Annotated in this window: 20 protein-coding genes; 3 read left to right on the forward strand and 17 right to left on the reverse strand. The window is 47.7% G+C overall.

The annotated features are described in order from the left end of the window. Positions 1-32: 32 nt before the first annotated feature. The 11 genes from ttcA to ccoN form a co-directional block, all read right to left on the reverse strand. On the reverse strand, positions 33-944 hold the full coding sequence (ttcA, locus tag MHM95_RS00305; protein WP_239383895.1) for a tRNA 2-thiocytidine(32) synthetase TtcA: 912 nt from the start codon (positions 942-944) through the stop codon (positions 33-35). Positions 945-1,065: 121 nt separating this feature from the next. Further along, on the reverse strand, positions 1,066-1,989 hold the full coding sequence (gene uspE / locus MHM95_RS00310; RefSeq protein WP_045978667.1) for a universal stress protein UspE: 924 nt from the start codon (positions 1,987-1,989) through the stop codon (positions 1,066-1,068). A gap of 103 nt (positions 1,990-2,092) precedes the next feature. Next, a complete protein-coding gene (locus tag MHM95_RS00315; RefSeq protein ID WP_022943658.1) occupies positions 2,093-2,848 on the reverse strand; it encodes an FNR family transcription factor in 756 nt (251 codons plus the stop codon). A gap of 37 nt (positions 2,849-2,885) precedes the next feature. Continuing rightward, complete coding sequence (locus MHM95_RS00320; RefSeq protein ID WP_022943659.1) at positions 2,886-3,557, reverse strand: sulfite exporter TauE/SafE family protein; 672 nt, start codon at positions 3,555-3,557, stop codon at positions 2,886-2,888. After that, positions 3,544-3,717 (reverse strand): cbb3-type cytochrome oxidase assembly protein CcoS, encoded by a 174-nt coding sequence (gene ccoS, locus MHM95_RS00325; RefSeq protein WP_022943660.1) that lies wholly within the window; start codon positions 3,715-3,717, stop codon positions 3,544-3,546. The genes MHM95_RS00320 and ccoS overlap by 14 nt, the downstream gene beginning before the upstream one ends. Beyond that, positions 3,714-6,098 (reverse strand): heavy metal translocating P-type ATPase, encoded by a 2,385-nt coding sequence (locus tag MHM95_RS00330; RefSeq protein WP_239383896.1) that lies wholly within the window; start codon positions 6,096-6,098, stop codon positions 3,714-3,716. Before MHM95_RS00330 ends, ccoS begins: the two co-directional genes overlap by 4 nt. Further along, positions 6,099-6,590: a FixH family protein gene (locus tag MHM95_RS00335; protein ID WP_026110935.1), complete on the reverse strand. Its 492-nt coding sequence runs from the start codon at positions 6,588-6,590 to the stop codon at positions 6,099-6,101. Positions 6,591-6,712: 122 nt separating this feature from the next. Then, on the reverse strand, positions 6,713-7,681 hold the full coding sequence (gene ccoP, locus MHM95_RS00340; protein WP_022943663.1) for a cytochrome-c oxidase, cbb3-type subunit III: 969 nt from the start codon (positions 7,679-7,681) through the stop codon (positions 6,713-6,715). After that, the gene (locus MHM95_RS00345; RefSeq protein WP_045978669.1) at positions 7,678-7,863 is read right to left on the reverse strand and encodes a CcoQ/FixQ family Cbb3-type cytochrome c oxidase assembly chaperone; all 186 of its coding nucleotides are present in this window, start codon (positions 7,861-7,863) and stop codon (positions 7,678-7,680) included. Before MHM95_RS00345 ends, ccoP begins: the two co-directional genes overlap by 4 nt. A 5-nt stretch (positions 7,864-7,868) precedes the next feature. Next, positions 7,869-8,489: a cytochrome-c oxidase, cbb3-type subunit II gene (gene ccoO, locus MHM95_RS00350; RefSeq protein ID WP_022943665.1), complete on the reverse strand. Its 621-nt coding sequence runs from the start codon at positions 8,487-8,489 to the stop codon at positions 7,869-7,871. A 10-nt stretch (positions 8,490-8,499) separates the two neighbouring features. Then, positions 8,500-9,933 (reverse strand): cytochrome-c oxidase, cbb3-type subunit I, encoded by a 1,434-nt coding sequence (gene ccoN / locus MHM95_RS00355; protein ID WP_022943666.1) that lies wholly within the window; start codon positions 9,931-9,933, stop codon positions 8,500-8,502. A 310-nt stretch (positions 9,934-10,243) separates the two neighbouring features. Here ccoN and MHM95_RS00360 point away from each other — a divergent pair, with 310 nt between their 5' ends. The 3 genes from MHM95_RS00360 (at position 10,244) to MHM95_RS00370 (ending at position 15,542) form a co-directional block, all read left to right on the forward strand. Continuing rightward, positions 10,244-10,735: a hypothetical protein gene (locus MHM95_RS00360; RefSeq protein ID WP_239383897.1), complete on the forward strand. Its 492-nt coding sequence runs from the start codon at positions 10,244-10,246 to the stop codon at positions 10,733-10,735. A 576-nt stretch (positions 10,736-11,311) separates the two neighbouring features. After that, on the forward strand, positions 11,312-14,056 hold the full coding sequence (locus MHM95_RS00365; protein ID WP_239383898.1) for a TonB-dependent receptor: 2,745 nt from the start codon (positions 11,312-11,314) through the stop codon (positions 14,054-14,056). A 112-nt stretch (positions 14,057-14,168) separates the two neighbouring features. Then, a complete protein-coding gene (locus MHM95_RS00370) occupies positions 14,169-15,542 on the forward strand; it encodes a hypothetical protein (RefSeq protein ID WP_239383899.1) in 1,374 nt (457 codons plus the stop codon). A 12-nt stretch (positions 15,543-15,554) separates the two neighbouring features. Here the strand turns inward: MHM95_RS00370 and MHM95_RS00375 are convergent, their stop codons facing one another. From MHM95_RS00375 to MHM95_RS00400, 6 genes are all read right to left on the reverse strand, one after another. Continuing rightward, complete coding sequence (locus MHM95_RS00375; RefSeq protein ID WP_022943670.1) at positions 15,555-15,806, reverse strand: hypothetical protein; 252 nt, start codon at positions 15,804-15,806, stop codon at positions 15,555-15,557. Between the two features lie 19 nt (positions 15,807-15,825). Next, positions 15,826-16,632, reverse strand: coding sequence for a CsiV family protein (locus MHM95_RS00380; protein WP_082079271.1), 807 nt, complete (start codon positions 16,630-16,632; stop codon positions 15,826-15,828). After that, positions 16,629-20,105 (reverse strand): transcription-repair coupling factor, encoded by a 3,477-nt coding sequence (mfd, locus tag MHM95_RS00385; RefSeq protein ID WP_045978672.1) that lies wholly within the window; start codon positions 20,103-20,105, stop codon positions 16,629-16,631. The genes MHM95_RS00380 and mfd overlap by 4 nt, the downstream gene beginning before the upstream one ends. Before the next feature lie 13 nt (positions 20,106-20,118). Beyond that, on the reverse strand, positions 20,119-21,018 hold the full coding sequence (locus tag MHM95_RS00390) for a carbon-nitrogen hydrolase (RefSeq protein WP_239383900.1): 900 nt from the start codon (positions 21,016-21,018) through the stop codon (positions 20,119-20,121). Then, positions 21,015-22,055 (reverse strand): agmatine deiminase family protein, encoded by a 1,041-nt coding sequence (locus MHM95_RS00395; protein WP_239383901.1) that lies wholly within the window; start codon positions 22,053-22,055, stop codon positions 21,015-21,017. Before MHM95_RS00395 ends, MHM95_RS00390 begins: the two co-directional genes overlap by 4 nt. Before the next feature lie 118 nt (positions 22,056-22,173). After that, the gene (locus tag MHM95_RS00400; RefSeq protein WP_239383902.1) at positions 22,174-22,758 is read right to left on the reverse strand and encodes a PilZ domain-containing protein; all 585 of its coding nucleotides are present in this window, start codon (positions 22,756-22,758) and stop codon (positions 22,174-22,176) included. Positions 22,759-22,848: the final 90 nt, after the last annotated feature.

Below are 22,848 nucleotides of genomic sequence, written 5' to 3' on the forward strand. Positions count from 1 at the left end.
AAGGCCGCTTTAAAAGCGGCCTTATTATACTCTTACAGCTCAATGGCTTGAATTTTTACACCACTGTCAGAGTGTTCTTCTTTGGGCACAGTTGGTGTGTCGAACTGGGCTTTATCCAACGCAATATCGCCGCCATCTATTACTTCACCGGTTTGCAGCTGTGCAAAGTTAAACAGCGAAGTATCAGCCATATGTGAGGGCACCACGTTTTGCATGGCGGTAAAGATGCTTTCAATACGCCCAGGTGATTCTTTATGCCACTGCTGCAGCATCGCCTTGATGTTCTGTCTTTGTAAGTTTTCTTGCGAGCCACACAAGTTGCAAGGAATGATTGGAAACTCTTTTTGTTGTGCGTATGCACTGATATCAGCTTCTTTACAATAGGCCAGTGGGCGGATCACCATGTGCTGGCCGTCATCGCTCATTAGCTTGGCTGGCATGCCTTTCATTTTTCCGCCATAGAACATATTTAAAAACAAGGTTTCAATCATGTCATCACGGTGGTGGCCGAGAGCAATTTTAGTTGCTCCGAGCTCTTTAGCGGTGCGATATAAGATACCACGGCGTAAGCGCGAGCACAGCGAGCAGGTGGTTTTACCCTCAGGCACTTTATCTTTAACAATTGAGTACGTGTCTTCTTCAACAATTTTGTACTCGATACCTAAACCGTCCAAGTATTCGGGCAGCACATGCTCAGGAAAGCCGGGTTGTTTTTGGTCTAAATTCACCGCAAACAGCTCAAAGCGCACCGGCGCTGAGCGTTGTAGATTTTGTAAAATATCGAGCAGGGTGTAGCTGTCTTTACCGCCGGATAAGCACACCATGATGCGGTCGCCTTCTTCAATCATATTGAAGTCAGCAATGGCTTGACCTGTATGGCGGCGTAGCCGCTTTTGCAGTTTATTGAAGTTATATTGCGCTTTGGCTTGTGCTGAATGCGACACCTAGACACCCTTGTTACGGCTCATTTTAAAGGCGCGTATTATAGGCATACAGTTCAGCGGCATCAAGAAAAAGGCGGCATTAGCGCCGCCCAAATGACAGATAGTGTGTAATGGTTGCAGATTAGTCCTCAAGCGGGGAGTGATAGCCATCGGGTTTCAGCGCCAGGACATCACAATCGAGACTATCAATAACATGCTCAGCAGTGTTGCCGACAAGAGCTGCACTGAGACCGGTGCGGCCCACGGTGCCCATCACCACAAGTTCACTGTCGAGCTTTTTCGCAATCCGAGGGATCACATCCTCCGGTAAACCTTCCTCCACATGTTGATGATGCGTAGCGATACCATGTTGAGCGCCTAATTCTCGTGTTGAATTGAGATGATGCTCTTTCACCGTTTCATTGTACTGTGAGGGATTAAACTCCGGGATCTCAATGGCAATATTCACCGGTGTTGCCGGGTAAGCATTAACTAAATGCAGGTCGCCCTGAGCAAGTTGGGCAATAAATTTAGCGTCTTGAACAATGCGTTGATTAAGCGCTTGGTGTTGCTCATCATCACTGGAAGCATTAACCGCAGCCACCACTGCACCGCCAACTGGCCAGTTATGGTCTTTCACTAGCAATAAAGGAGCCGGGCATTTACGGATCAAGTGCCAATCGGTAGGCGTAAAGATCACCGATTTTAGCGTGTCATGTTGGTGTGTGCCTTTGACGACTAGATCATAATCATGGCCGAGCACTTCGCGAATAATGGCTTCGAAAGGGCGGTTATGCCACACCACTTTGGTGTCAAATTGCACATCTTGGTATTGGTGAGTGAGGGTTTTCAACCACTGCTCTTTTTCACTGAGCACCGCTTTGCGCATGGCTTCGCGCTCTTCGGCACTAAGCATTGTGGTCATTTCATAAGAAAAATCATAGATGGACAGGAAGGCGGTGATTTGCGCACCGCTTTTTCGCGCCAGTTCGATAGACCGAGACAAACTCTGTTGCTGCTCCACGGTGGGATCAACCACAGCTAAAATACGTTTAATTTTATCCATTGTGCGCCTCCTGCATTACCAAGCGAATTGTAATATACACCATTTCAGTGTAACGCAATTAACGCAATTGAAAAGGGGGCGCGGTCTGTGAGTTTGAGTTAGATCAATCGCTTGGCAAACTTATCGCAGCCGTGTGGGCCAGGGTTTCATGATCTTCAATGGTGATGAACTTACCGTCCACACGAATGAATCCCCCTTTTTGGAAGCGGCTTAATAAGCGGCTGATGGTCTCAACTGTTAAGCCTAAGTAATTACCGATTTCACCGCGCGTCATAGTGAGACGAAACTCTCTAGCTGAGAACCCACGCTCGCTAAAGCGGCGTGATAAGGTGAACAAGAAAGAGGCCAGGCGCTGCTCAGCCGTTTTTTTGTTTAGCAGCAATAACATTTCTTGGTCGTAGTTAATTTCGTTGCTCATTAAGCGCATGATCTGCTGGCGCAGCTTCGGTAACTTCCCTGCTAATTCGTCGAGCGTAGCGAAGGGGATCTCGCACACCATAGATGTTTCTAAGGCTTGGGCGAAGCTTTGATGTTTCATGGTTTGAATACCATCAAAACCAACTAAGTCGCCCGCCAAATGGAATCCGGTGATTTGTTCCTCGCCTTGCTCTGATAGAGTAAAGGACTTAAACGAGCCACTGCGCACGGCAAAAATGGACTTCAGTTCGTCCCCAGATTCAAACAGGAAATCCCCCTTGTGCAGCGGTTTTTTGCGCTCAATGATATCGTCGAGACGATCCATTTCATCGCCATTTAGGCTATACGGCAGACACAGTTGTGAAATAGAGCAGTTTGTGCAACTAATGGCACAGTTTGACTTACCTGCGTATTTACCTGAAAGGGTTGGTTTTACGTCCATTTTACTATCCAAGGTGAACTGAATGTTTGTGTTAAATCTACGTCAGTAGAGGTTGGCTTGCAACAATAAGGCTATACAACCCATACCAAAGTAATAGATTACCAAGTGCTAGGCGCACCCATGGGTGATTGAGGCCACGCTTTATAAATTGGGCGCCTAATCCTAATGCCAACATGGCAGGGAGTGTCCCAAGCGCAAAGCATAACATAAATAGTGCGCCATTAATCGCGCTTTGGCTGGTTATAGCCCAAGTTAGCGCGCTGTAAACTAAACCACATGGCAGCCACCCCCAAAGTGCACCATAACCCAGGGCCTTGGGATAGGTATTAATTGGCATTAGGTAGCGGTTTAATTTGACGATATGGCGCCACAAAGCCCATTGTCCGGCTTTTTCAACTGGGCCAAGGGCATTAAATAGCCGCATCACGTACAGGCCAACCAAAACCATAAAGACTGCGCTGAATAAGCTTAATACTTGGCTGAGGGTGTTACTCTGCTTGGCAAAGGCAGCACTTAGCCCTCCTACAAGGGCACCCGCTAGGGTATAGCTAAATAACCGACCTATGTTGTAAGCACTGGCTGCACCGACGGCATTAAGGTCCTTACTGGCCAATTGAAAACTACCGGCGATACCGCCACACATAGCAACGCAGTGGCCGCTGCCGGCAAGACCCATAAGCAAAGCAGCAATAAAGTTAATCTCGCTCATTGCTCTTGTCGTGCTCTTCTTTGTCGTCTTCAAAGAGAATGCTGTGGCCTTGTTTATCTAAGTCGGAAAATTGCTCGCTTTTGACTGCCCAAAAGAAAATGCCGATGGCAATAATCACGAACAAAATAGCGATAGGGATTAACACATAAATAATGCTCATAGGCGTAATAGTCGCAACGAGTTGGTAATAACAATAATGGAGCTGGCAGACATACCTATGACCGCCATCCACGGCGCTACGAGGCCCATCGCTGCCAAAGGCAAGATAGCGCCGTTATAACACAGCGACAGTGCCAAGTTTTGACGAACAATTCGGCGTGTTTTTTTGGCAATGGTGATAAGCTTAGACACCGAACGTAAATCGCTGTTTAACAATACCACATCGGCGGTGTTCTTCGAAATATCGGCGCCGCTATCCATCGCAATCGATAAATGCGCAGCGTTAAATACCGGACTGTCATTGACGCCGTCGCCGACCATTGCACAGATATCTCCTTGATTATGCCACGATTGCATCAGTGCTAATTTGTCTTGTGGCAGCAGCGCACTGTGACATGCATCTAATTGCAGTTGCTGGCTTAATTGGGCACCTTTATCGGAGGGGTCGCCAGTGAGCATCAAGCGCTCAATGCCTTGTTGTTTTAATTCCTGTTGCAGCTCTTGTGCATATTCTCTTACTTTATCTTGTAAAAAGAATGCGGCCACGGCGGATTCATTTACATATAACACCGCCTGCGCGTTTTTAGGTTGCGGGCCTGCAAACCAGCTCGCTTTACCAATGTGCACACGCTGACCTTGCCACATACCAGCCACCCCATAACCTGTGTGTACTTGGGCATCGGTGATGACTTGTTGGGCAGCAGCACTCGCACTCTCGGTAAACGCTTTGGCTATGGGATGCTCGGAATACGCTTCTAAAGCGCTAGCCAATGCATGTATTTGCTGCTCGTCGTAGGCGTTATCTAGTATTTCCGTGTGGTCAATAACAAAGCGCCCTAACGTCAGGGTGCCAGTTTTATCAAAGCCCACCTTGGTGAGCTTGGTGGCTGTCTCTAACACATGAGACTGTTTGATTAACACCCCGCGCTTGGTGAGGTTGGCCACTGCACATGTTAGTGCGGTGGGGATGGCCAAACTCAGTGCACATGGGCAAGTTGCAACCAACACCGCAATGGTGATCCAAAAGGCGTGCTCGGGAGCAATACTGTACCAAGCTGCTGCGGTAATCGAGGCAAAAACGAGTAAGCAGGCAACAAACCACTGGGCAACCTTGTCGGTTACTTGGGCAATGCGTGGGCGTTGGCTTAATGCTGAGTGTTGCAGTCTGATGATTTGGTTGACCAAGGTGTTTTGGCCCACTTTGTTGATCTCTATCGTCAATACGCCGTCATGGTTGAGAGTGCCAGCATGGACTTGGTCGCCTACGCGCTTAGTCACAGGGTGGTGCTCACCGGTCATCATTGACTCATCAACGCTGGAATGCCCTGCAATCACCACGCCGTCAGCGGCAATGGTTTCGCCGGCTTTGACGCGTACGATATCACCTAGAGAGAGGAGTTTGGCACTGGTTATATGTTCTTCATTATTCTCTACTTTACGCGCTGTTAGGGGCAGTAATTTTTGCAAGTTAGCGGTAAATTCACTGGCTTTAAGGCGGGCGCGAAACTCTAAATATTTACCCAGTAACAGCAAGAAGGTAAACATACAAATGGATTCGAAATACACTTCGCCTTGCTCAGTCAGTGTGGCATAGCAGCTGGCAAAATAGGCACCAAATATCGCCAAGGATACAGGGACATCCATATTCAATTGTTTAGCGCGAAGACCACTGATGGCATTGGTTAAAAAGGGCAGTGCAGAGTAAAAAATAACGGGCGTGGCAAGGGTTAAACTGATCCAACGGAAGTATTGCTCGAAGTTATCTTCCATCCCTGAGAACATGCCAAAGTACATAGCAAAGGCGAACATCATCACCTGCATGGTCATCAGGCCCGCGACGCCAAGGCGACGGATAAAGCTCTTGGCCGTTGCCTGTTTTTGTGCCGCTTCACTATCAGCTTGAAAAGGGTAACTCTTATAACCGATCTCAGCGAGACTGGTGATCAAGGTGCTGAGCTTGACCTGTTCGTCGTTCCACACCACCATGGCGCGATGAGTGGAGGTATTAACATCAACACGTTTTACGCCCTGATGGGCGAGCAACTGCCTTTCAATAAGCCAAGCGCAGGCAGCACAACTGATCCCTTCGACACTGAGCAGCACCTCTTTATCGTCGCCTTGATGAGCCACAAACTCTTGCTGAATACTTTCTTGGTCGTAGCTTTTTATAAGTGCAAGTTGCTCTGGCACGAGCTGTTCGACTTTACCGGCAGACTCAGTGCGATACTTATAATAATCGGTCATGCCTTGGTCAACGATGGTCTGGGCGACAGCTTTACAGCCAATACAACACATGGGCTGCGCATGACCTTGAATGGTGACCGATTCATTAAAGCCAGCCGGAACTGGCTCAAGACAGTGAAAACACGCCTTTGCGCTCATTTACTTATACTCAGGGTCAACTTTTACGGTGCCGTTCAAGGGCAGCTGAATATTTTCTTTTAGCTTCCAGCTGTCATCAAAAGGAGTAATAAACACAGTGTAAGCGCCCTGTGGGATCGGGGAGTCTAATAGCGCTGTGAATTCACCACGGGCATTTTGCGTGAGTCTAAAACGAATATCTTTTTCTTCAATGGTGCGGTGATACAGGCCGATATTGAGCGCTGCAACTTTTGATGCGTCGCCTTTGGTAAAGCGGAACACCACACGCTCTTGGTCAATATCAAGGTCGCCGTGTAAGTAGAGCGCTTTGGCTTTATTAAACTTGCTCAGCTCGAGGTTGATGGCCTTGCCTTTTTTGTAATAATCATCCACTACCATATCAGGGCCGTTGCCAACAGCGAAGGTGATAAGACCGATGCAGGCTATTATTGTTACTAATGGGAAAAACAACAGAAACCAAGGCCAAAACTGCTTATACCAAGGGGGAGACACTGCTTTCATAACGCACTTCATATTGCCGAATAGTGGCTGCTATTTTACGGTATTAGAACAAAAATTCCCAAAAAAAAGCCTCCAAATTAGGAGGCTTTTTTGATTTCAATTAATCTAAGCGATTATTTTTCCTGAGACAGGCTGTATACGTATGCCGTTAACAGGTGAACTTTGTCCTCGCCAAGAATTTCTTTCCAAGCGGGCATGACACCAGCGCGACCGTTACGTAGCGTTTCTTCAACTGAGCGCTTAGAGCCACTACCATATAACCAAATGTTATCGGTAAGGTTAGGTGCCCCAAACGGCAGGTTATGAGCAACAGAGCCTTTACCATCAGCACCGTGACAGGCAGCACACATAGCGAACTTAGCGGCACCGGCTTCAGCGTCTTTTTGGTTAACTGTACGTCCGGAAAGGCTAAGTACATAGGCGGTCATCTCTTTGATACCTTGATCACCCAATGCAGCTTCCCAGCTTGGCATGGCTGCTACACGACCGTGCAGTAACGTTTCTTTAATTTTATCTGGCGAGCCACCATATAACCAATCATTATCGGTCAGATTAGGGAAGCCGTCACCGCCACGAGCATCAGAGCCGTGACATTGCGCGCAGTTTTGTAAGAACAAACGTTGACCAATTTCTAACGCCTTTTCATCTGCTGCTAAGTCAAGTACATCACGCTTGGCAAAAGACTCAAAGATAGGGCCATAGCGTTTTTCAGCGGCACGAATTTCATCGTCAAGCTGAATACGGTAGCCATTTTCTTCGGCTTCACTGACGGCTTGCTTTGACTCTTCTAAAGACGTAATGCCTTGGTTAGAGCTTTTCCACTTAAATAGGCCTTCAAAGTTACCTAAACCAGGGTAAGCAGCAAGGTAAAACACTGCCCAAATAAAGGTGGCGAAGAACATGTATGTCCACCATTTTGGTAGTGGGTTATTCACCTCTTCAATGCCATCAAATTCGTGGCCACAACTTTCACCCTCTTTTACACCCACGTAGTTTTTCAAGTTCCAAACTAGTAGAGCAAAAATGAGAGCTAGACAGGCCACTGTTAACACGATGACCCAAATACTCCAAAAGCTAGTCATTTCTCAGACTCCTTTTCCTCATGTGTGATTGTGTTTTGGTGTTTCTTTTCGTCTTCAAACACCGAGTTGGCTGCGTCGTCGAAGCGCTTCTTACTGCGCTTACTGAATGCCCACAACACAATCACGATAAAAAGTACCATTATTACCAGAGTTAAAATGCCTCTGAACGTGCCGTAATCCATAATAATTACTTCAAGTGTGTGCCAAGTTGCTGCAAGTAGGCGATTAAGGCTTCCATTTCGGTTTTGCCTTGCACCGCTTCTTTGGCGCCTTGAATGTCTTCATCCGTATAAGGCACGCCAAAATCCTGGAATACTTCCATTTTCTTAGCCGTTAACTCGCCATCAAGTACGTTTTCATCCAACCAAGGAAAAGCTGGCATGTTTGACTCTGGAACCACTGCGCGTGGGTCCATAAGGTGGGCGTAGTGCCAATCGTCAGAGTAGCGCTCGCCTACACGTGCAAGGTCAGGACCGGTACGTTTTGAGCCCCATTGGAAAGGGTGATCCCATACCGACTCACCAGCCACCGAGTAGTGACCATAGCGCTCTACCTCGTCACGGAAAGGACGGATCATCTGTGAGTGACAGTTGTAACAACCTTCACGAACATAGATATCACGGCCTTCAAGCTCAAGCGCTGTGAGTGGGCGTAGCCCATCTACAGGCTCAGTGGTGTCTTTTTGGAACATCAGCGGGGTGATTTCCACAAGTGCACCAAAGCTAATCGCGAACACCGTTAGGATGGCCATCAGGCCGACGTTCTTTTCAACAATTTCGTGTTTGTTGCTAGAGTTTTTATTGCTCATCATCTACCCCTTAAGCTGGCTGTGCCTGTGTATCGTCAGCGATTGCGCCTTTTTTGGCAGCAATGGTGCGATAACAGTTATAAGCCATAACCAACATACCCGTTACGATGAATACACCGCCTAGGAAACGCATGATGTAGAAGGGATAAGACGCTTCTAGTGATTGTACGAAGCTGTACATTAAGGTGCCGTCTTCGTTCACTGCACGCCACATTAGACCCTGCATTACACCTGAAATCCACATTGCCACGATGTAAAGTACAACGCCCACAGTGTGTAGCCAGAAATGCGTGTTAACCAGCTTGATGCTGTACATGCGACCATGGCCGAACAATGCCGGGATTAGGTGATAGATTGCACCAATAGAAATCATCGCTACCCAACCAAGCGCACCAGAGTGTACGTGACCTACGGTCCAGTCAGTGTAGTGAGATAGGGCGTTTACTGATTTGATAGCCATCATCGGGCCTTCGAAAGTCGACATGCCGTAGAATGACAGTGATACCACCAAGAAACGAAGTACTGGGTCAGTGCGCAATTTGTGCCACGCGCCCGATAGGGTCATGATACCGTTGATCATGCCGCCCCATGAAGGTACGAATAAGATCACCGACATCACCATACCTAGCGACTGTGTCCAATCTGGCAGAGCCGTGTAGTGTAGGTGGTGAGGACCAGCCCAAATGTAAAGAGAGACAAGTGCCCAGAAGTGTACAACCGATAAACGGTAAGAGTACACAGGACGCCCCGCTTGTTTAGGAACGAAGTAGTACATCATCCCAAGGAAGCCCGCTGTCAGTAGGAAACCTACTGCGTTGTGGCCGTACCACCATTGCACCATGGCATCCACTGCACCGGCATAAATGGAGTATGACTTGGTCAGCGAGACCGGAACAGCCATGCTGTTTACAATGTGTAAAACGGCGACCGTGATAATGAAACCAGCATAGAACCAGTTTGCCACGTAAATGTGTGACACCTTACGCTTGATTAGCGTGCCGAAGAACACCACGGCATACGAGACCCACACGACGGCAATCAGAATATCAATTGGCCACTCAAGCTCAGCGTACTCTTTTGAGCTAGTAATACCCATAGGTAAGGTAATTGCTGCAAGTACGATGACAAGTTGCCAGCCCCAGAATGTGAAGGCCGCGAGTTTGTCGGAGAAAAGACGGGTTTGGCAGGTGCGTTGTACAACGTAGTAAGACGTTGCAAAAAGGGCACTGGTGCCGAAAGCGAAGATAACTGCGTTCGTATGTAACGGACGAAGTCGAGAGTAAGTTAGCCATGGGGTATCGAAGTTCAACGCTGGCCAGGCAAGCTGGGCGGCAATCAGAACACCGACACTCATGCCAACGATGCCCCAAATCACTGTCATAATAGCGAATTGGCGAACAACTTTATAGTTGTACTCAGTTTGTGATGCTACTGTTTGGCTCATTGTCAGGTTTCCGCTGCATTATTATGCGATTAGAAATGAATTACCTATTCTATGCGAATAGGCCCTACTGATTGTGCTCCAAGCCCGCTATCTAAAACCCTCAACACTTTGAGCATTTCAGAAAACACACTCGAAACACGCTTATTATTTTCGGCCGAAATGATAAAATTTTTGACCTTAAAAAGATAGCGCAAATGGCTAAAATAATGACTTCAATCAAATTATCCCAAGAAGTTGGGGAAAATTTAACTGACTTCTGGTGTAATAAAGCATCAGCCGAATAATGTGTTAGCTACAAGTACGTAATACAGTGACAGAATCGATTACTTCACCACGCTTTGAGCGTGAAAAAAAATACCGCCCAAGCGGTCACCCCTTTCGCTCTGGTGTTGGCGTGCTGATCTGCACATTACTGCTTATCGCTGGTTGTGACAGCGACTCGACGACAAGTATAGAAAATCTCAGTGCGAATACCAGTTGTTGCGAGCATCAGCAGCAAACACATCAAGACATTACCTTTGCCTTGAGCACTGAACAGGTTCACCCTGAGAACCCGTTCGCGATAAAACTAACACTGCCTGAGCACACTCAAGTAATTAAAGCGCACCTAGAGGGTGTTGGCATGTACATGGGACGTATCCCGGTTTTGTTCAATAAAGTGGACGCGGGCACTTGGGTTGCAAGCACTCAAGTAGGGAGTTGCAGTGAACCAACAATGCGCTGGCAACTTGTTGTTAAAACTGCACAAAACACTCAACCGCAAACTCATCACTTCCAATTTATCTCGACCCCAGCATATTAACTCGACCCCAGCATATTAAAAGGCGAAGGCACTGGCTCACTCGGTGTCGGTAATTTGGTGCGACAAGTCTTTATTGCGCAGCGAATATCTGCGTGTCTGTGAAGTGACATGCATAAAAAATCATCCAAACCTGTATTAAATTCGTTCAAGTTAAGTGTTTGCATTATTCTCATGTTGATTGCGATCGCTGTGCGCTTATAAAAAATAGTGGAGGTTTTTGAATGGGGTAATAAGTTTGTGTGTATAGGTTGTAAATAATCATTTAAGTTAAAACAATTACTGCTGGTTACATTGAATTACAAAATGCGTACACATAGTTTCATTAGTCAAATAAGTGTATGAAAGTGGGGTGGGTGGCCTGCTTTTGCTGGTTTGTGGGTTGATACATTTATAACATTTCTTTACATGGGTAATGTATCTATATACCTATAGCCTAGTCGGGTTAAAATTAAATCTCCCATTCAGTTATCGTTCATTTAAATAGTCCTAAGTTGCGTCTCGTTATGCAGTACCTTCATATAAAAATGAACTGCTATCGGCCCGATATGGGTAAAAATTCAACAAGTAGGGTTTAATATGAAAAAGACACAACTAGGGCTAGCCGTTGCTGCGGCACTGCCTATGTTCTCAAGTGTTCAAGCAATTGCGGCAGATTCTTCAGCTGAAGCAATTGAAAAAATTCAGGTGACCGGCTCACGCATCAAGCGTGCCGACATGGAAACTGCTAGCCCAGTTACATTGATTGGTGCCGATGACATCAAAGCGATGGGCGCAACCAGCATCGACAGCGTTTTGCAAAAAATGACTGCGACCGGCGGTGCCATGACCAACCCAGGTATCAACAACGGTTCAGGCGGTAACGCGCGCATTGACCTACGTGGTCTTGGTGCTCAGCGTACGCTAGTACTTGTAAATGGTCGCCGTATGATTAACTCTGGCACTGGTGCAGCGTCAACTGTTGACCTTAACACTATCCCAGTATCAATGATTAAATCAGTTGAAGTACTGAAAGATGGCGCATCTGCAGTATATGGTACTGACGCGGTAGCGGGTGTTGTTAACATCATCCTTAAAGACAACTTCGAAGGTCTGGACATGAACCTTAACACTGCGATGAGCGGTGAAGGTGATGCCGAGGAAAGCTCTTTCGACATCACTGTAGGTGGTTCTTTTGACCGTGGTAACGTTGTAATTGGTCTTCAGTACACAGACCGTGGCGAAGCTTCTCAAGCAGACCGTGAATTCTCTAAGTGCCCAATTGCCGAAGCTGGCGGTGAGTTAAACTGTAACGGCGGTTCTGTATACGCTCAAGGCGGCCACATTTGGCAAGACGGCGTTATCGGTGATGTGAACAAAAAAGGTGAATCTGTAGACGAAGACGGTAACCCAATCACTTCAGGTCTTGCGCTAAATGACTCAGGCCTTAGCGGCATGGGTGGTCTGCACCCGTTCACCGATGCAGATCGTTACAATTTCGCACCTGATAGCTACCTATACACGCCAATGGAGCGTTTAAACCTAACAGGTATCGCTAACTATGAGCTAACCGACGACACACGTCTTTTCACTGAGTTCACTTACAGTAAGCGTTGGTCTCAGCAGCAAATGGCACCGCAACCAATCTGGTTTGGCTTCAAGTACGATGAAGCGATGGGCGATTCACTACTAGGTCAAACATACAACTCAAAAGTTGACCGTGATGGTGACGGCATTGCTGACCGTGATGCTGATGGTGAGTACATCACTGAAACAGCTAACTACGCATATGGAGACCAAATCTTCTATGGTCGCCGTATGAGCGACACAGGCCCTCGTTTCTTCGAGCAGTCTGTAGATACTGTTCGTGCAGTAATTGGTGCAGAAGGTTTTGTAGGCGACTACGCTTGGGACGTATCAGCTAACTTCGGTCGTAACGACTCTGTTGATAAGCTAAGCAACCTACACAACGTAGGTTCACTTACTGACAGCATCATGTTTACAAATGACGAAGGTCAAGTTGAAGGTACATTTAACCCGCTTGATCAGGCTGCATGGACTTCTGAAGATTTCCGCAAAAATATTTACACCGAAGTAAACAACGGTGGTAGCCAACTATTCATCTTGTCTGCGTCTGTATCTGGCGAAATGTTCGAAATGCCAGCGGGTTACTCAGCATTTGCTGCAGGTGTAGAGCGTCGTCAAGAAAAAGCATGGTACACGCCTGATTCACTAACAGCTCAGGGTCTGGCTAACGATCCAGCAGTTGAACCTACCTCAGGTGGCTTCGATGTAAACGAAGCGTATGTAGAATTCGCTTTACCACTTCTAGCAGATGTGCCTTTTGCTGAAATGGTTGACCTAAGCGCAGCAATCCGTGCGTTCGACTACAGCACGTTCGGTAGCGATGAAACATGGAAACTAGGTCTTACTTGGAAAGTTAACGAAGAGCTAATGCTACGTAGTGTTGTTTCAACAGCATTCCGTGCGCCAACGGTTGACGAGCTATACTCTGGTAACTCTCCGTCATTCGAGCAAGTAGAGTTCCCTGGTGCGCAAGACCAAGCAGAAGTCACTGTAGGTGGTAACCAAGAGCTAATGCCTGAAGAAGCTGACACGCTAACTGCAGGCCTAGTTTATGAGCCAAGCTGGTTCGAAGGCTTCTCAATGACACTTGATTACTATGACATTGAGATTGAGAACGCAATCACTGAAGTAGACAACCAGTACATCGTTGATACTTGCCTTGAAGACGCAGATAAGAACTCTGGTCTAGCACTTTGTCAGTCTGCTAATGTAACTATCGACTCAACTGGTCGTATTATTTTCAACAACCAGTTGCAAAACATTGGTTCAGAGCAAACTTCAGGTTACGACTTGAACCTTAAGTATACTTTCGAAGCGGCAGGTCTAAACTGGCGTACAAGCTTAGATACAACTTTCCTTGACGAGTACATTGTTCAAGCAACTGAAGAGCCAGTTGATTATGCAGGTCTAATCACATCAGGTACTGGTGGTTATGCTGAAATCAAGTCAAACTTCACTTTGAACGTCTCGGGCGATAACTGGGATATGCAGTATCAAGCACGTTACATTGCTGGTATGGATAGCTTCAGCTGTCTTGAAAAAGATGACTGTTACGCACCTACAACTCCTAGTGTTACATACCACGACCTAAGTGGTTCATACATCGTAAATGATGCAGTAACGCTAACTGGTGGTGTGAACAACTTGTTTGATAAGCAGCCTCCGTACTACACAGGTAACAATGACTCAAACACTGACCCGTACACTTATGATGTACTAGGTCGTCGCTTCTTCGCAGGTGTGAACGTTAAGTTCTAAACTGCGCCAAGCTACGAGTGATAAAATGCCCATCAGCGTGCTGATGGGCATTTTTTATGTGTCTAAACAATGGTATAACTAAGTTGAATTCAGCAACCTAGGTACGGCTACTTTGCATCATCATATTAGCTTCAAACAAGATGAAGGCCTCAGGCTGCAAATCAGTCAATCGCTGTTGCCAAAGTCTCATTCGCTTGTGGAGTTGTATCTTTGCATTCCCAATGAAATGGGGATCAATCCTAATACTTTAAGTGAAGAAAGCTTTTATCATAACCATGTGAAAACGCGCATGGCTTATAACGCCAGTGGCATCCACCTGCCTTTGGTGCGCAGTCGTTTTATAAGTAAAAACCGAGGTGATGAGCAAGACTATCGGCAGAACCTCAACTTGTATTGTTATCAGGTAAGGTTGGCGTTAGATACCGATGTTAATGAAGCGTTGGCCATAAAGGAGCCGGATGCATTTTTTATTCGTGTTCAAGCCATGCAACAAGAAACTGAGCGGCTGTTAAAGCGTTTACGGCGGTATAAGCCCAAAGAAGAAAAGCTGTTGTCGTTTTTTTACAATGCCGACAACTTTCTTAGCTGGCACGCTGAGCAAGTGATTTTAAAGCTTCTTGATAAGGGACCAAAAAGCAGTGAGCATGCTGTTGAGCGCAAGCAATTACTTCAGTTTTGTGAGGCAGAAAACGGCTACCGCGAACACAAACGTTATAACTCTGTATCCACTGTGGATGACCCCAATCGACTAGCGAATAAAATGCATTTGTTGCAACGTTTAATCGAGCATGGGGTGGTACTCAGACGAGAAACTCGAAACTTAAACACCTTGTTAAGACGTGTTGTTAAAGGCTCGGTCACCGCGATTATGATGGCCTTTGTCATGTTATTGGTGCTAACTGCACGGACCAACTTCACTCAGGTGACTATCGGTTTAGTCGCCTTATTAGGCACCATTTACGGGCTCAGGGAGATCTTTAAAGAAGACATCACGCGTATTATTTGGCGACGTATTATTATGGGCCGTGCTAAATGGTTACAGTCTTTTTATAACTCCACTACGAAAGTGAAAGTGGCGAAACAAAAGGTCTGGTTGGAATATATAAAACCAACGCGGATCCCCAAAGAGATAGCGGCTATCTTCTCTAAGCGTCGACAGCAAAATAAGCAGGCAGCGCAATGGATGTATATGCGCTTTGAATGTGATGTGCCCGTGAACACCTTTATGCCAGGCTACGATGCCTTGCACCAGAGCATCAACATTAGCATGGCGCCGATGGTGCGCTACTTACGTAAAGGGGAAGGGCGAGTATACGAGTACAGTGGTAAAAAAATCCGCAAGCATGCCGTTGAAAGGCGTTATCAAATTAACGTGGTACTCGTGACGCGTGATGATAATCACGAGGCTCAGGCCCAGCGCTATAAGATTACCCTCAATCGCTCACAAATAGTTGCCCTAGAAAAAATCGGCTCACCCAGTGCGTGAGCCGTGGCCTCGTTACAGCCCCTTTTCTGAATAGAGTGTTACTTTGTCGGAAACTAAGGTTATTTGGATATTCTTGCTTTCAGAGCCCCAAATACAGTTAGTGTGAAGCGCTTTCTTTTCACACGCATCAGCTTCTCCAAGCAGGGCTTCGACTTCGGTTTTATCCATGCCCACAGACAGTTGCTCGTAATTCTCCAGCGTTACTTTCGAGCAGGCACTCAAGGTGAGCACGGTGGCTAAAGAGAGAAAGAGAGATTTTTTCATTGTTTTTCCTCACATTGAATTAATGGTTAAAGCGCCTTATTTGCACCAGCATGCCTAGTTGTGGGTGGTCAAAATAATGGATTTCGCCGGAAATAACACGACGAAATTGCGAAAACTCGCCACTCAAGTGTGTTTCTGTATCCCCAGTCTGACGCAATGTTAACGCCGAGGTAATATAGAGGTAATGGTTTAGATGCACCTTTAAAAAGCCATCTAACTGCCAAATTAAGTTATATTCCGGACGTATTGGGCTCAAAAAATCTGCGCTATTAGGCACATTTTTTGGCACTCGAGCAATTAGCTCCCCCCCGTACAAGCGGAACTTAGGGGCCGTTCGTTTCGATTGCCCAGGAAAGCGCCAACCTGTGTGCAAAAGCACTTGCCTACCAATGCGCGCCAGTTGATCACGCTTATCGCTAAATTGCAATTGCGATTGGGCTAGCACATAAGGCGTGTCGGTATGTTCATACACCTCACCATCGACGACCTGAGGTAAACGGGTCAGTGCGCTAAAATCCTCTTTGCTGTATTCACACGCTGCCGATACTTGGTTGTCACTTGCAAGTAGAGGTTTGGCAGGCGTAGTGGGTGGGTCAATCTGCCCCGCTAAGCACTGCTTGGTGAGCGTCGTGATATAGCCCTCAGTGATAATATCGTCATTACTGTGATAATCATCGAGCTTGGCATTGTCATTCGCTAAGGTCTCACTGATTAACGCATCAGGTTGGCTAAACACCAACACCTCAATTTCGAACCAGCGCCCATCGGCGGCGTAACTCAGGCTACTAAAACAGGCTGCCATCAGCGTGGCCATTATTCTTATCATTTACTTCCTACCTTGGCTTCGAAATCCGCAATCATCGCGGTGATCAGTTTTAAGCGCTCTTGAGCATTGGCTTCATCAATCATAAAGCGTAACCGATTGGCGCCTTCCATTCTATAGTGCTGTGGATCAGCTTGAATTAAACCAATAATAAACTCGGGGCTAACCTTGGTCTGTTCACTAAATTCAAAGTACCCGCCTTTAGGGTTGGCCTCAACCTTAGTGATACCCAAGGCCCCGGCGCGAATCTTCAGTTGTTGCACGGCAAATAAATTCTTGGTGGCATCAGGGAGTAGGCCGAAACGGTCAATAAGTTCGACCTTCAGCTCATCAAGGGCATCAAAATCACTGGCACTGGCGATACGCTTATAAAGCCCCAAGCGTAGATTAACATCACTGATATAATCATTGGGCAATAGCGCAGCCAGTTTAATATCGACTTCGGTGTGTGATTTAATCAGCTTATCTAGGGTGGGTTCTTGGCCATTTTTTAGCGCTTCCACCGCTTGCTCTAACATCTCCATGTACATGCTAAACCCGATGGTCTGGATTTGCCCGCTTTGCTCATCGCCAAGTAGTTCACCGGCGCCGCGAATCTCTAAGTCATGGGTGGCCAAGGTGAAGCCCGCACCGAGGTCTTCAAGGGACTCGATGGCCTCTAAGCGTTTTTGTGCGTCTTTCGACATCGCTTTAGGGCCCGGGGTGAGCAAATAGGCATAGGCCTGATGGTGGCTGCGGCCGACGCGCCCACGCAACTGGTGCAATTGCGCTAAGCCGAGACGATCCGCGCGGTCCATAATAATAGTATTAGCACTGGGGATATCAATGCCGGTCTCTATGATGGTGGTACACACCAACACATTAAAGCGTTGATGGTAAAACTCGCTCATTAGGCTTTCTAGTTCACGCTCGCGCATTTGACCGTGGGCGACCGCGACACTGGCTTCAGGCACGACTTTGCGAATATCCTCGGCAGTGCGCTCGATGGTTTCAACGTTATTATGGAGGAAATACACCTGACCACCGCGTTTAATTTCCCGCAAAATAGCTTCACGGATCATGTCATCGTCTCGTTGGCGCACAAAGGTCTTCACCGCTAAACGTTTGGCTGGCGGCGTGGCAATAATGGATAAGTCACGCATGCCACTCATGGCCATGTTTAGGGTTCGCGGAATTGGCGTGGCCGTTAGGGTGAGAATATCGACATCTGCACGCAGGGCCTTAATTTTTTCTTTCTGACGCACCCCAAAACGGTGCTCTTCATCGACAATAAGTAAACCAAGGTCGGCGAACTTAATGTTTTCTTGCAACAACTTATGGGTGCCGATAACAATATCGACTTGGCCATCTTTTATTTTGGCTAAGGTGGCATTTTGCTCTTTCGTGGATTTGAACCGTGACAAAATATCGACTTCCACAGGGAAGTCGGCAAAGCGGTCACGGAAGTTCTCAAAGTGCTGCTGCGCCAACAGTGTGGTGGGCACCAATACCGCCACTTGCTTAGAATCGGCAACGGCAGTATAGGCTGCGCGCATCGCCACTTCGGTTTTACCAAAACCGACATCACCACAGACCAAGCGATCCATGGCATTTTTGCTTTGCATATCGCTGAGCACGGCATCAATAGCATTTTGCTGATCGTCGGTGGCCTCAAACACAAAATTATCGCTGAATTGTCGATAACCGGCATCATCGAGAGCAAACTTATAGCCTGGCTTAGCTTGGCGTTTGGCATAAATATCGAGCAGCTCAGCGGCCACATCACGGACTTTCTCGGCAGCGCGGCGTTTGGCTTTCTCCCAAGCATCAGAGCCAAGTTTATGTAATGGCGCGCTGGCTTCTTCTCCCCCGGAATAACGACTGAGCATATGCAATGCCGATACCGGTACATAAAGTTTGGCGTCATTGGCATACATGATGGTGACGAATTCCGTGGCAACACCTGCTGCGTCCAACGTCTCTAGGCCCACATAGCGGCCCACACCGTGGTCTAAATGAACGATTGGCTGACCTTCTTTGAGTTCCGCTAAGTTGCGGATCAGCGCATCACTGCTGGCCTGGTGTTTATGTTTACGGCGGCGGCGTTGTGACACGCGGATCCCGAGCAGTTCTTGTTCGGTGATTAAACTGACACGGGCATTGTGAGTTAGCACTACGCTTTGCTCAAAAGGTGCCACTAGTAAAGAAATATCCGCGTCGCTGTCTAGGCATTGTGCCAAGGTATCAAAGGCGCGGATTTTCAAGCCGCTGGGTTTGAGCAACGTTAGTAACGCTTCACGGCGGCCATCGGATTCTACGCACAGCACGATACGCGCGCCTTGGCGTTTTTGCTCTACGGCATAATCTAAAAAGGCGCCATAGGGAGGCTGCTTACTATGATCTATGCGTACCTCGGGCAACGGCTCGCAGGGAAGATTAAAGTAGCCGGCTTTGGTTGGCAGCTTCGCTTGCGATAAATCGATGCGCGGGTAGGCTTTGCACTGCTGATTCAACTCTTCAATGGGCAAGTAGAGCTGGTTAGGTGGTAACAGCGGTCGCAGAGGGTCCACCTTGCGGCTTTCATAGCGGCTGTGCACATCATCTAAAAACTGCTGGGCACCATGTTGGGTATCGCCCATATGCATAAATACCGCTTGCTCGGGTAGATAATCAAATAAGGTGCCCAAGTGCTCAAAAAATAGCGGCAGGTAGTACTCAATACCCGCGGGCAGGGCGCCTTTGCTGACTTGCATATATACCGAGTCTTGCTCGGCACTGGCACCAAAAGCCTCGCGGTATTGGATACGAAAACGTTCAATGTCGCTATCCGTGGTGCCAAATTCATGCGCCGGTAATAAATTGATGTGGCTTATATTATCGCTAGAGCGCTGGCTGTCGACATCAAAGTGACTCATGCTGTCTATTTCATCGTCGAACAAATCAAAACGTACAGGCGCGTTTTGACCCATTGCGAATAAGTCGACCACCGAGCCGCGCACCGCATACTCACCATGGGCCATCACCTGCTGAGTATGGATGTAACCGGCATCATCAAGCTGTTTGCGTAGCTTGTCGATGTTAAGCGTGTCGCCAACCTGATAAACAATGGCATTGCCGTAAATAAATTCTTTCGGCGCTGCACGCAGCATGAGTGTGGCAACGGGCACAATCAGCACGCCGTGGCTGATATTGTTCAAACGACTGAGGGTATGCAGCCGGGTAGAGACAATGTCTTGATGAGGTGAGAAATGGTCATAAGGCAATGTTTCCCAATCAGGAAACACCATCACTTCATCACGGCTCAAGGTAGCATGTAATTCATGCTCGAGCTTCAACGCACTGGGGGTGTCCGGTGTCACTAACACCACTAACTGCTGATGTTGCTTAACGGCTTCGCCAATGCTCAGAGCGAGGGCACTGCCATGTAGCTGGCCCCACTTTATTTTGTCTTGTTGTGTCTTTACCCAAGGCAATTCAATGAACTGCGCTAACTGCATGGAATACTCCGTTTTAATCGCGATAAAGTTTGGTTAAATCACCATAATGATCGATGCGACGATCGCGTAGGTAGGGCCAAATGCGACGGACTTTTTCGCCGCGCTGTAAATCGAGCTCTGCCACTAATACTTCGGGTTTATCATCACAGGCTTTAGCCAGTAACTCACCCTGCGGCCCAGCGATAAATGAGTGACCCCAGAAATCGATCCCGGCGCTGTGGCCGCTTGGATCGGCCTCAAAGCCGGTGCGGTTGGCACTGATAACATAGACACCATTGGCCACTGCGTGGGCGCGCTGGGAAATAACCCAGGCATCTTGCTGGCGTTGTTGCTCAGCAGCGTCATCATTTTTATCCCAGCCAATGGCGGTCGGGTAAATCAAGATTTCAGCACCTTTAGTGGCCATTAATCGCGCTGCCTCTGGAAACCATTGATCCCAACACACCAACACCCCTAAGGTGCCCAGCGAGGTTTTTATTGGCTCAAACCCTAAATCACCGGGCGTGAAGTAAAACTTCTCATAAAACCCGGGGTCATCAGGAATATGCATTTTGCGATACTTACCAGCAATACTGCCATCCGCTTCCAGCACCACGGCGGTGTTGTGGTATAAGCCGGCGGCGCGACGCTCGAACAGTGAGGCAACGATCACCACCCCGAGCTCTTTTGCAAGCTCGCCAAAGACTTGCGTGCTCTGACCAGGTATGGTCTCAGCCAAATCAAATTGCTCGACATCTTCGCTTTGACAAAAATATAAGCCAGTATGAAGCTCCTGCAGGACCACCAACTGGGCGCCTTGCGCAGCTGCTTCACGAATGCCGTTAATAGACTGTGTTAGGTTGTAATCACGCTCGGCGGTATTTTGCTGTTGCACCAAGGCAACGCGCAATGATTGTTGGGTTGGGGCGCTCATCGTTCCTCCAAAAAGCCATGCGGTAGTTGCATGGTTATACAGTGTAAGCTGCCAAATTGTTCAATCAGCGCGCGACAATCGATACCGATCACCTCACGCTCAGGATACGCCTTGGCGATTTGCTTAAGCGCCACGGCATCATGTGGGTCGTTATAGGTTGGCACCAACACCGCGCCATTGATAATTAAATAATTCGCATAGGTGGCCGGTAAGCGCTGACCCTCGGCGTTGGTGATGGGCCTGGGCCAGGGGAGGGCAATAAGGTGATAAGGCTCATTATCGAGCCCTCTTAGTGCCACGAGTTCCTCACGCATCGCGCCCAAAGCCTGATAGTGCTCATCGTTAGGGTCGTCGCAATGCACGTAAACCAGCACATTATTTGGAGCAAAACGCACTAAAGTATCAATGTGGGAGTCGGTATCATCGCCAGCTAAGTAGCCGTGCTCCAACCACAGGATTTTTTGTGCTCCTAGTAGTTGCGCTAAGGTACTGTCGATTTGTGCGGCCGATAACTGTTGGTTGCGGTTCTCATTGTGAACACATTGCCGGGTACTCAACAGCACCCCGTGCTCGTTGATTTCAACGGCGCCGCCTTCAAGGATAAATTCACTGCGCTCTACGTTTACTTGAGCGCTAAGGGCCTGAGCGAATACTTGCTGGTTAATGGCGTTGTCTTTCTCGGCTGCATATTTACCGCCCCAAGCGGTAAACTGACAGTCGAGGGCTTTTAACTGCTTGCCATCACTTAAGGTCAGCGGTCCATGGTCACGCGCCCAGGTATCGTTGCACTGAGCGCGGACAAAACGCACCTGATTCAAATCGGTGTGTTGTGCTGTCAATCGAGAGCGAATATGGGCTTCAAGGGCTTCATTGTCGACAACGATAAGCAGCTTTTGACGTTGGCTAATATGATCGCACAGCGCTAAATACACGCTCTCAACAGCCGCCAAATTCGCCGCCCAATCAGTATTCGAATGCGGCCAGGTTAACATCACGGCATCCTGCTGATGCCACTCAGGGAGGAGTCTAAACGTCATTTCAATGAATCACAGAAAAACAAGCCGCTAGTTTAGCACTTACAGCTTGAATGTCAGCTAAATAAGGCGCGGAATTATTATCATAGAGCACCGCCAGAAACGGGTAGGTATCTAAGCGTTAATTTTCGCGTTGCTGTTCATGGCGCTTTTTCAGTTGTCGAGTCTGAGCGTGTAAACTGGCACGTACGAGAAGCTCTTGGTCTTGCTCGCGAATGGTAGCAAAAAGAATCTTGTGCAAACAGCCATCGTCCTGGGTATCAATCTCAATGACTTCGCCATAGCAATAGATGGCGGCGGCCTCTTGCTCTAAAAACAATTTACACCGCACATACTGGCCAACCTCCATTGGCTGTTCACGTCGTAAGGTAAACCCTGAGCCACCATAGCTTTGGCAGCGTTCATTGGGTTGGTCGGTACTTTCCTGCATCAAAATATGGCTAAGAATGAGATCGATTTTACGGGACTGCAGTGATAAGTAGTGGGCGAGTTCATTGGCGGTTTCACCGAGCAGTCGCAGCGGTCGAAGCGCTGATTGTTCGAGCGTATTGACTTCATTGGCGAGCCGAAAAAGTGGCGGGATATCGCGCTCTAAAGCGTCGGCATCGGTGGGAACGAGAGCGGGTTCTATGCTCTCTACGACGACATTCACGCTTTCTTGAATTTGAAAAAACTCGGCGAATAACTCGCTTTTTTCATTGCTCATGTTGCTCACTTATCTCAACCACATTACTTAAAAGACCTTGTCGGCACAGTCATTATTGCACAGCACTATGAGCAGCGCTGCTATTAAGCC

The sequence above is a fragment of the Pseudoalteromonas sp. CnMc7-15 genome (genome assembly GCF_022347925.1).
In the GTDB taxonomy this organism is placed as follows: domain Bacteria; phylum Pseudomonadota; class Gammaproteobacteria; order Enterobacterales; family Alteromonadaceae; genus Pseudoalteromonas; species Pseudoalteromonas ruthenica.

What these genes read in the sequence shown, in the direction of transcription:
- MHM95_RS00365 (WP_239383898.1), top strand. Translation starts at nt 11,312, where the DNA reads ATGAAAAAGACACAACTAGGGCTAGCCGTTGCTGCGGCACTGCCTATG.
- MHM95_RS00330 (WP_239383896.1), bottom strand. Translation starts at nt 6,098, where the DNA reads ATGAGCGCAAAGGCGTGTTTTCACTGTCTTGAGCCAGTTCCGGCTGGC.
- ccoS (WP_022943660.1), bottom strand. Translation starts at nt 3,717, where the DNA reads ATGAGCATTATTTATGTGTTAATCCCTATCGCTATTTTGTTCGTGATT.
- MHM95_RS00390 (WP_239383900.1), bottom strand. Translation starts at nt 21,018, where the DNA reads ATGAGCGCCCCAACCCAACAATCATTGCGCGTTGCCTTGGTGCAACAG.
- MHM95_RS00320 (WP_022943659.1), bottom strand. Translation starts at nt 3,557, where the DNA reads ATGAGCGAGATTAACTTTATTGCTGCTTTGCTTATGGGTCTTGCCGGC.
- ccoN (WP_022943666.1), bottom strand. Translation starts at nt 9,933, where the DNA reads ATGAGCCAAACAGTAGCATCACAAACTGAGTACAACTATAAAGTTGTT.
- MHM95_RS00345 (WP_045978669.1), bottom strand. Translation starts at nt 7,863, where the DNA reads ATGGATTACGGCACGTTCAGAGGCATTTTAACTCTGGTAATAATGGTA.
- MHM95_RS00315 (WP_022943658.1), bottom strand. Translation starts at nt 2,848, where the DNA reads ATGGACGTAAAACCAACCCTTTCAGGTAAATACGCAGGTAAGTCAAAC.
- MHM95_RS00400 (WP_239383902.1), bottom strand. Translation starts at nt 22,758, where the DNA reads ATGAGCAATGAAAAAAGCGAGTTATTCGCCGAGTTTTTTCAAATTCAA.
- uspE (WP_045978667.1), bottom strand. Translation starts at nt 1,989, where the DNA reads ATGGATAAAATTAAACGTATTTTAGCTGTGGTTGATCCCACCGTGGAG.
- MHM95_RS00375 (WP_022943670.1), bottom strand. Translation starts at nt 15,806, where the DNA reads ATGAAAAAATCTCTCTTTCTCTCTTTAGCCACCGTGCTCACCTTGAGT.
- ccoO (WP_022943665.1), bottom strand. Translation starts at nt 8,489, where the DNA reads ATGAGCAATAAAAACTCTAGCAACAAACACGAAATTGTTGAAAAGAAC.
- MHM95_RS00395 (WP_239383901.1), bottom strand. Translation starts at nt 22,055, where the DNA reads ATGACGTTTAGACTCCTCCCTGAGTGGCATCAGCAGGATGCCGTGATG.
- mfd (WP_045978672.1), bottom strand. Translation starts at nt 20,105, where the DNA reads ATGCAGTTAGCGCAGTTCATTGAATTGCCTTGGGTAAAGACACAACAA.
- ccoP (WP_022943663.1), bottom strand. Translation starts at nt 7,681, where the DNA reads ATGACTAGCTTTTGGAGTATTTGGGTCATCGTGTTAACAGTGGCCTGT.
- MHM95_RS00380 (WP_082079271.1), bottom strand. Translation starts at nt 16,632, where the DNA reads ATGATAAGAATAATGGCCACGCTGATGGCAGCCTGTTTTAGTAGCCTG.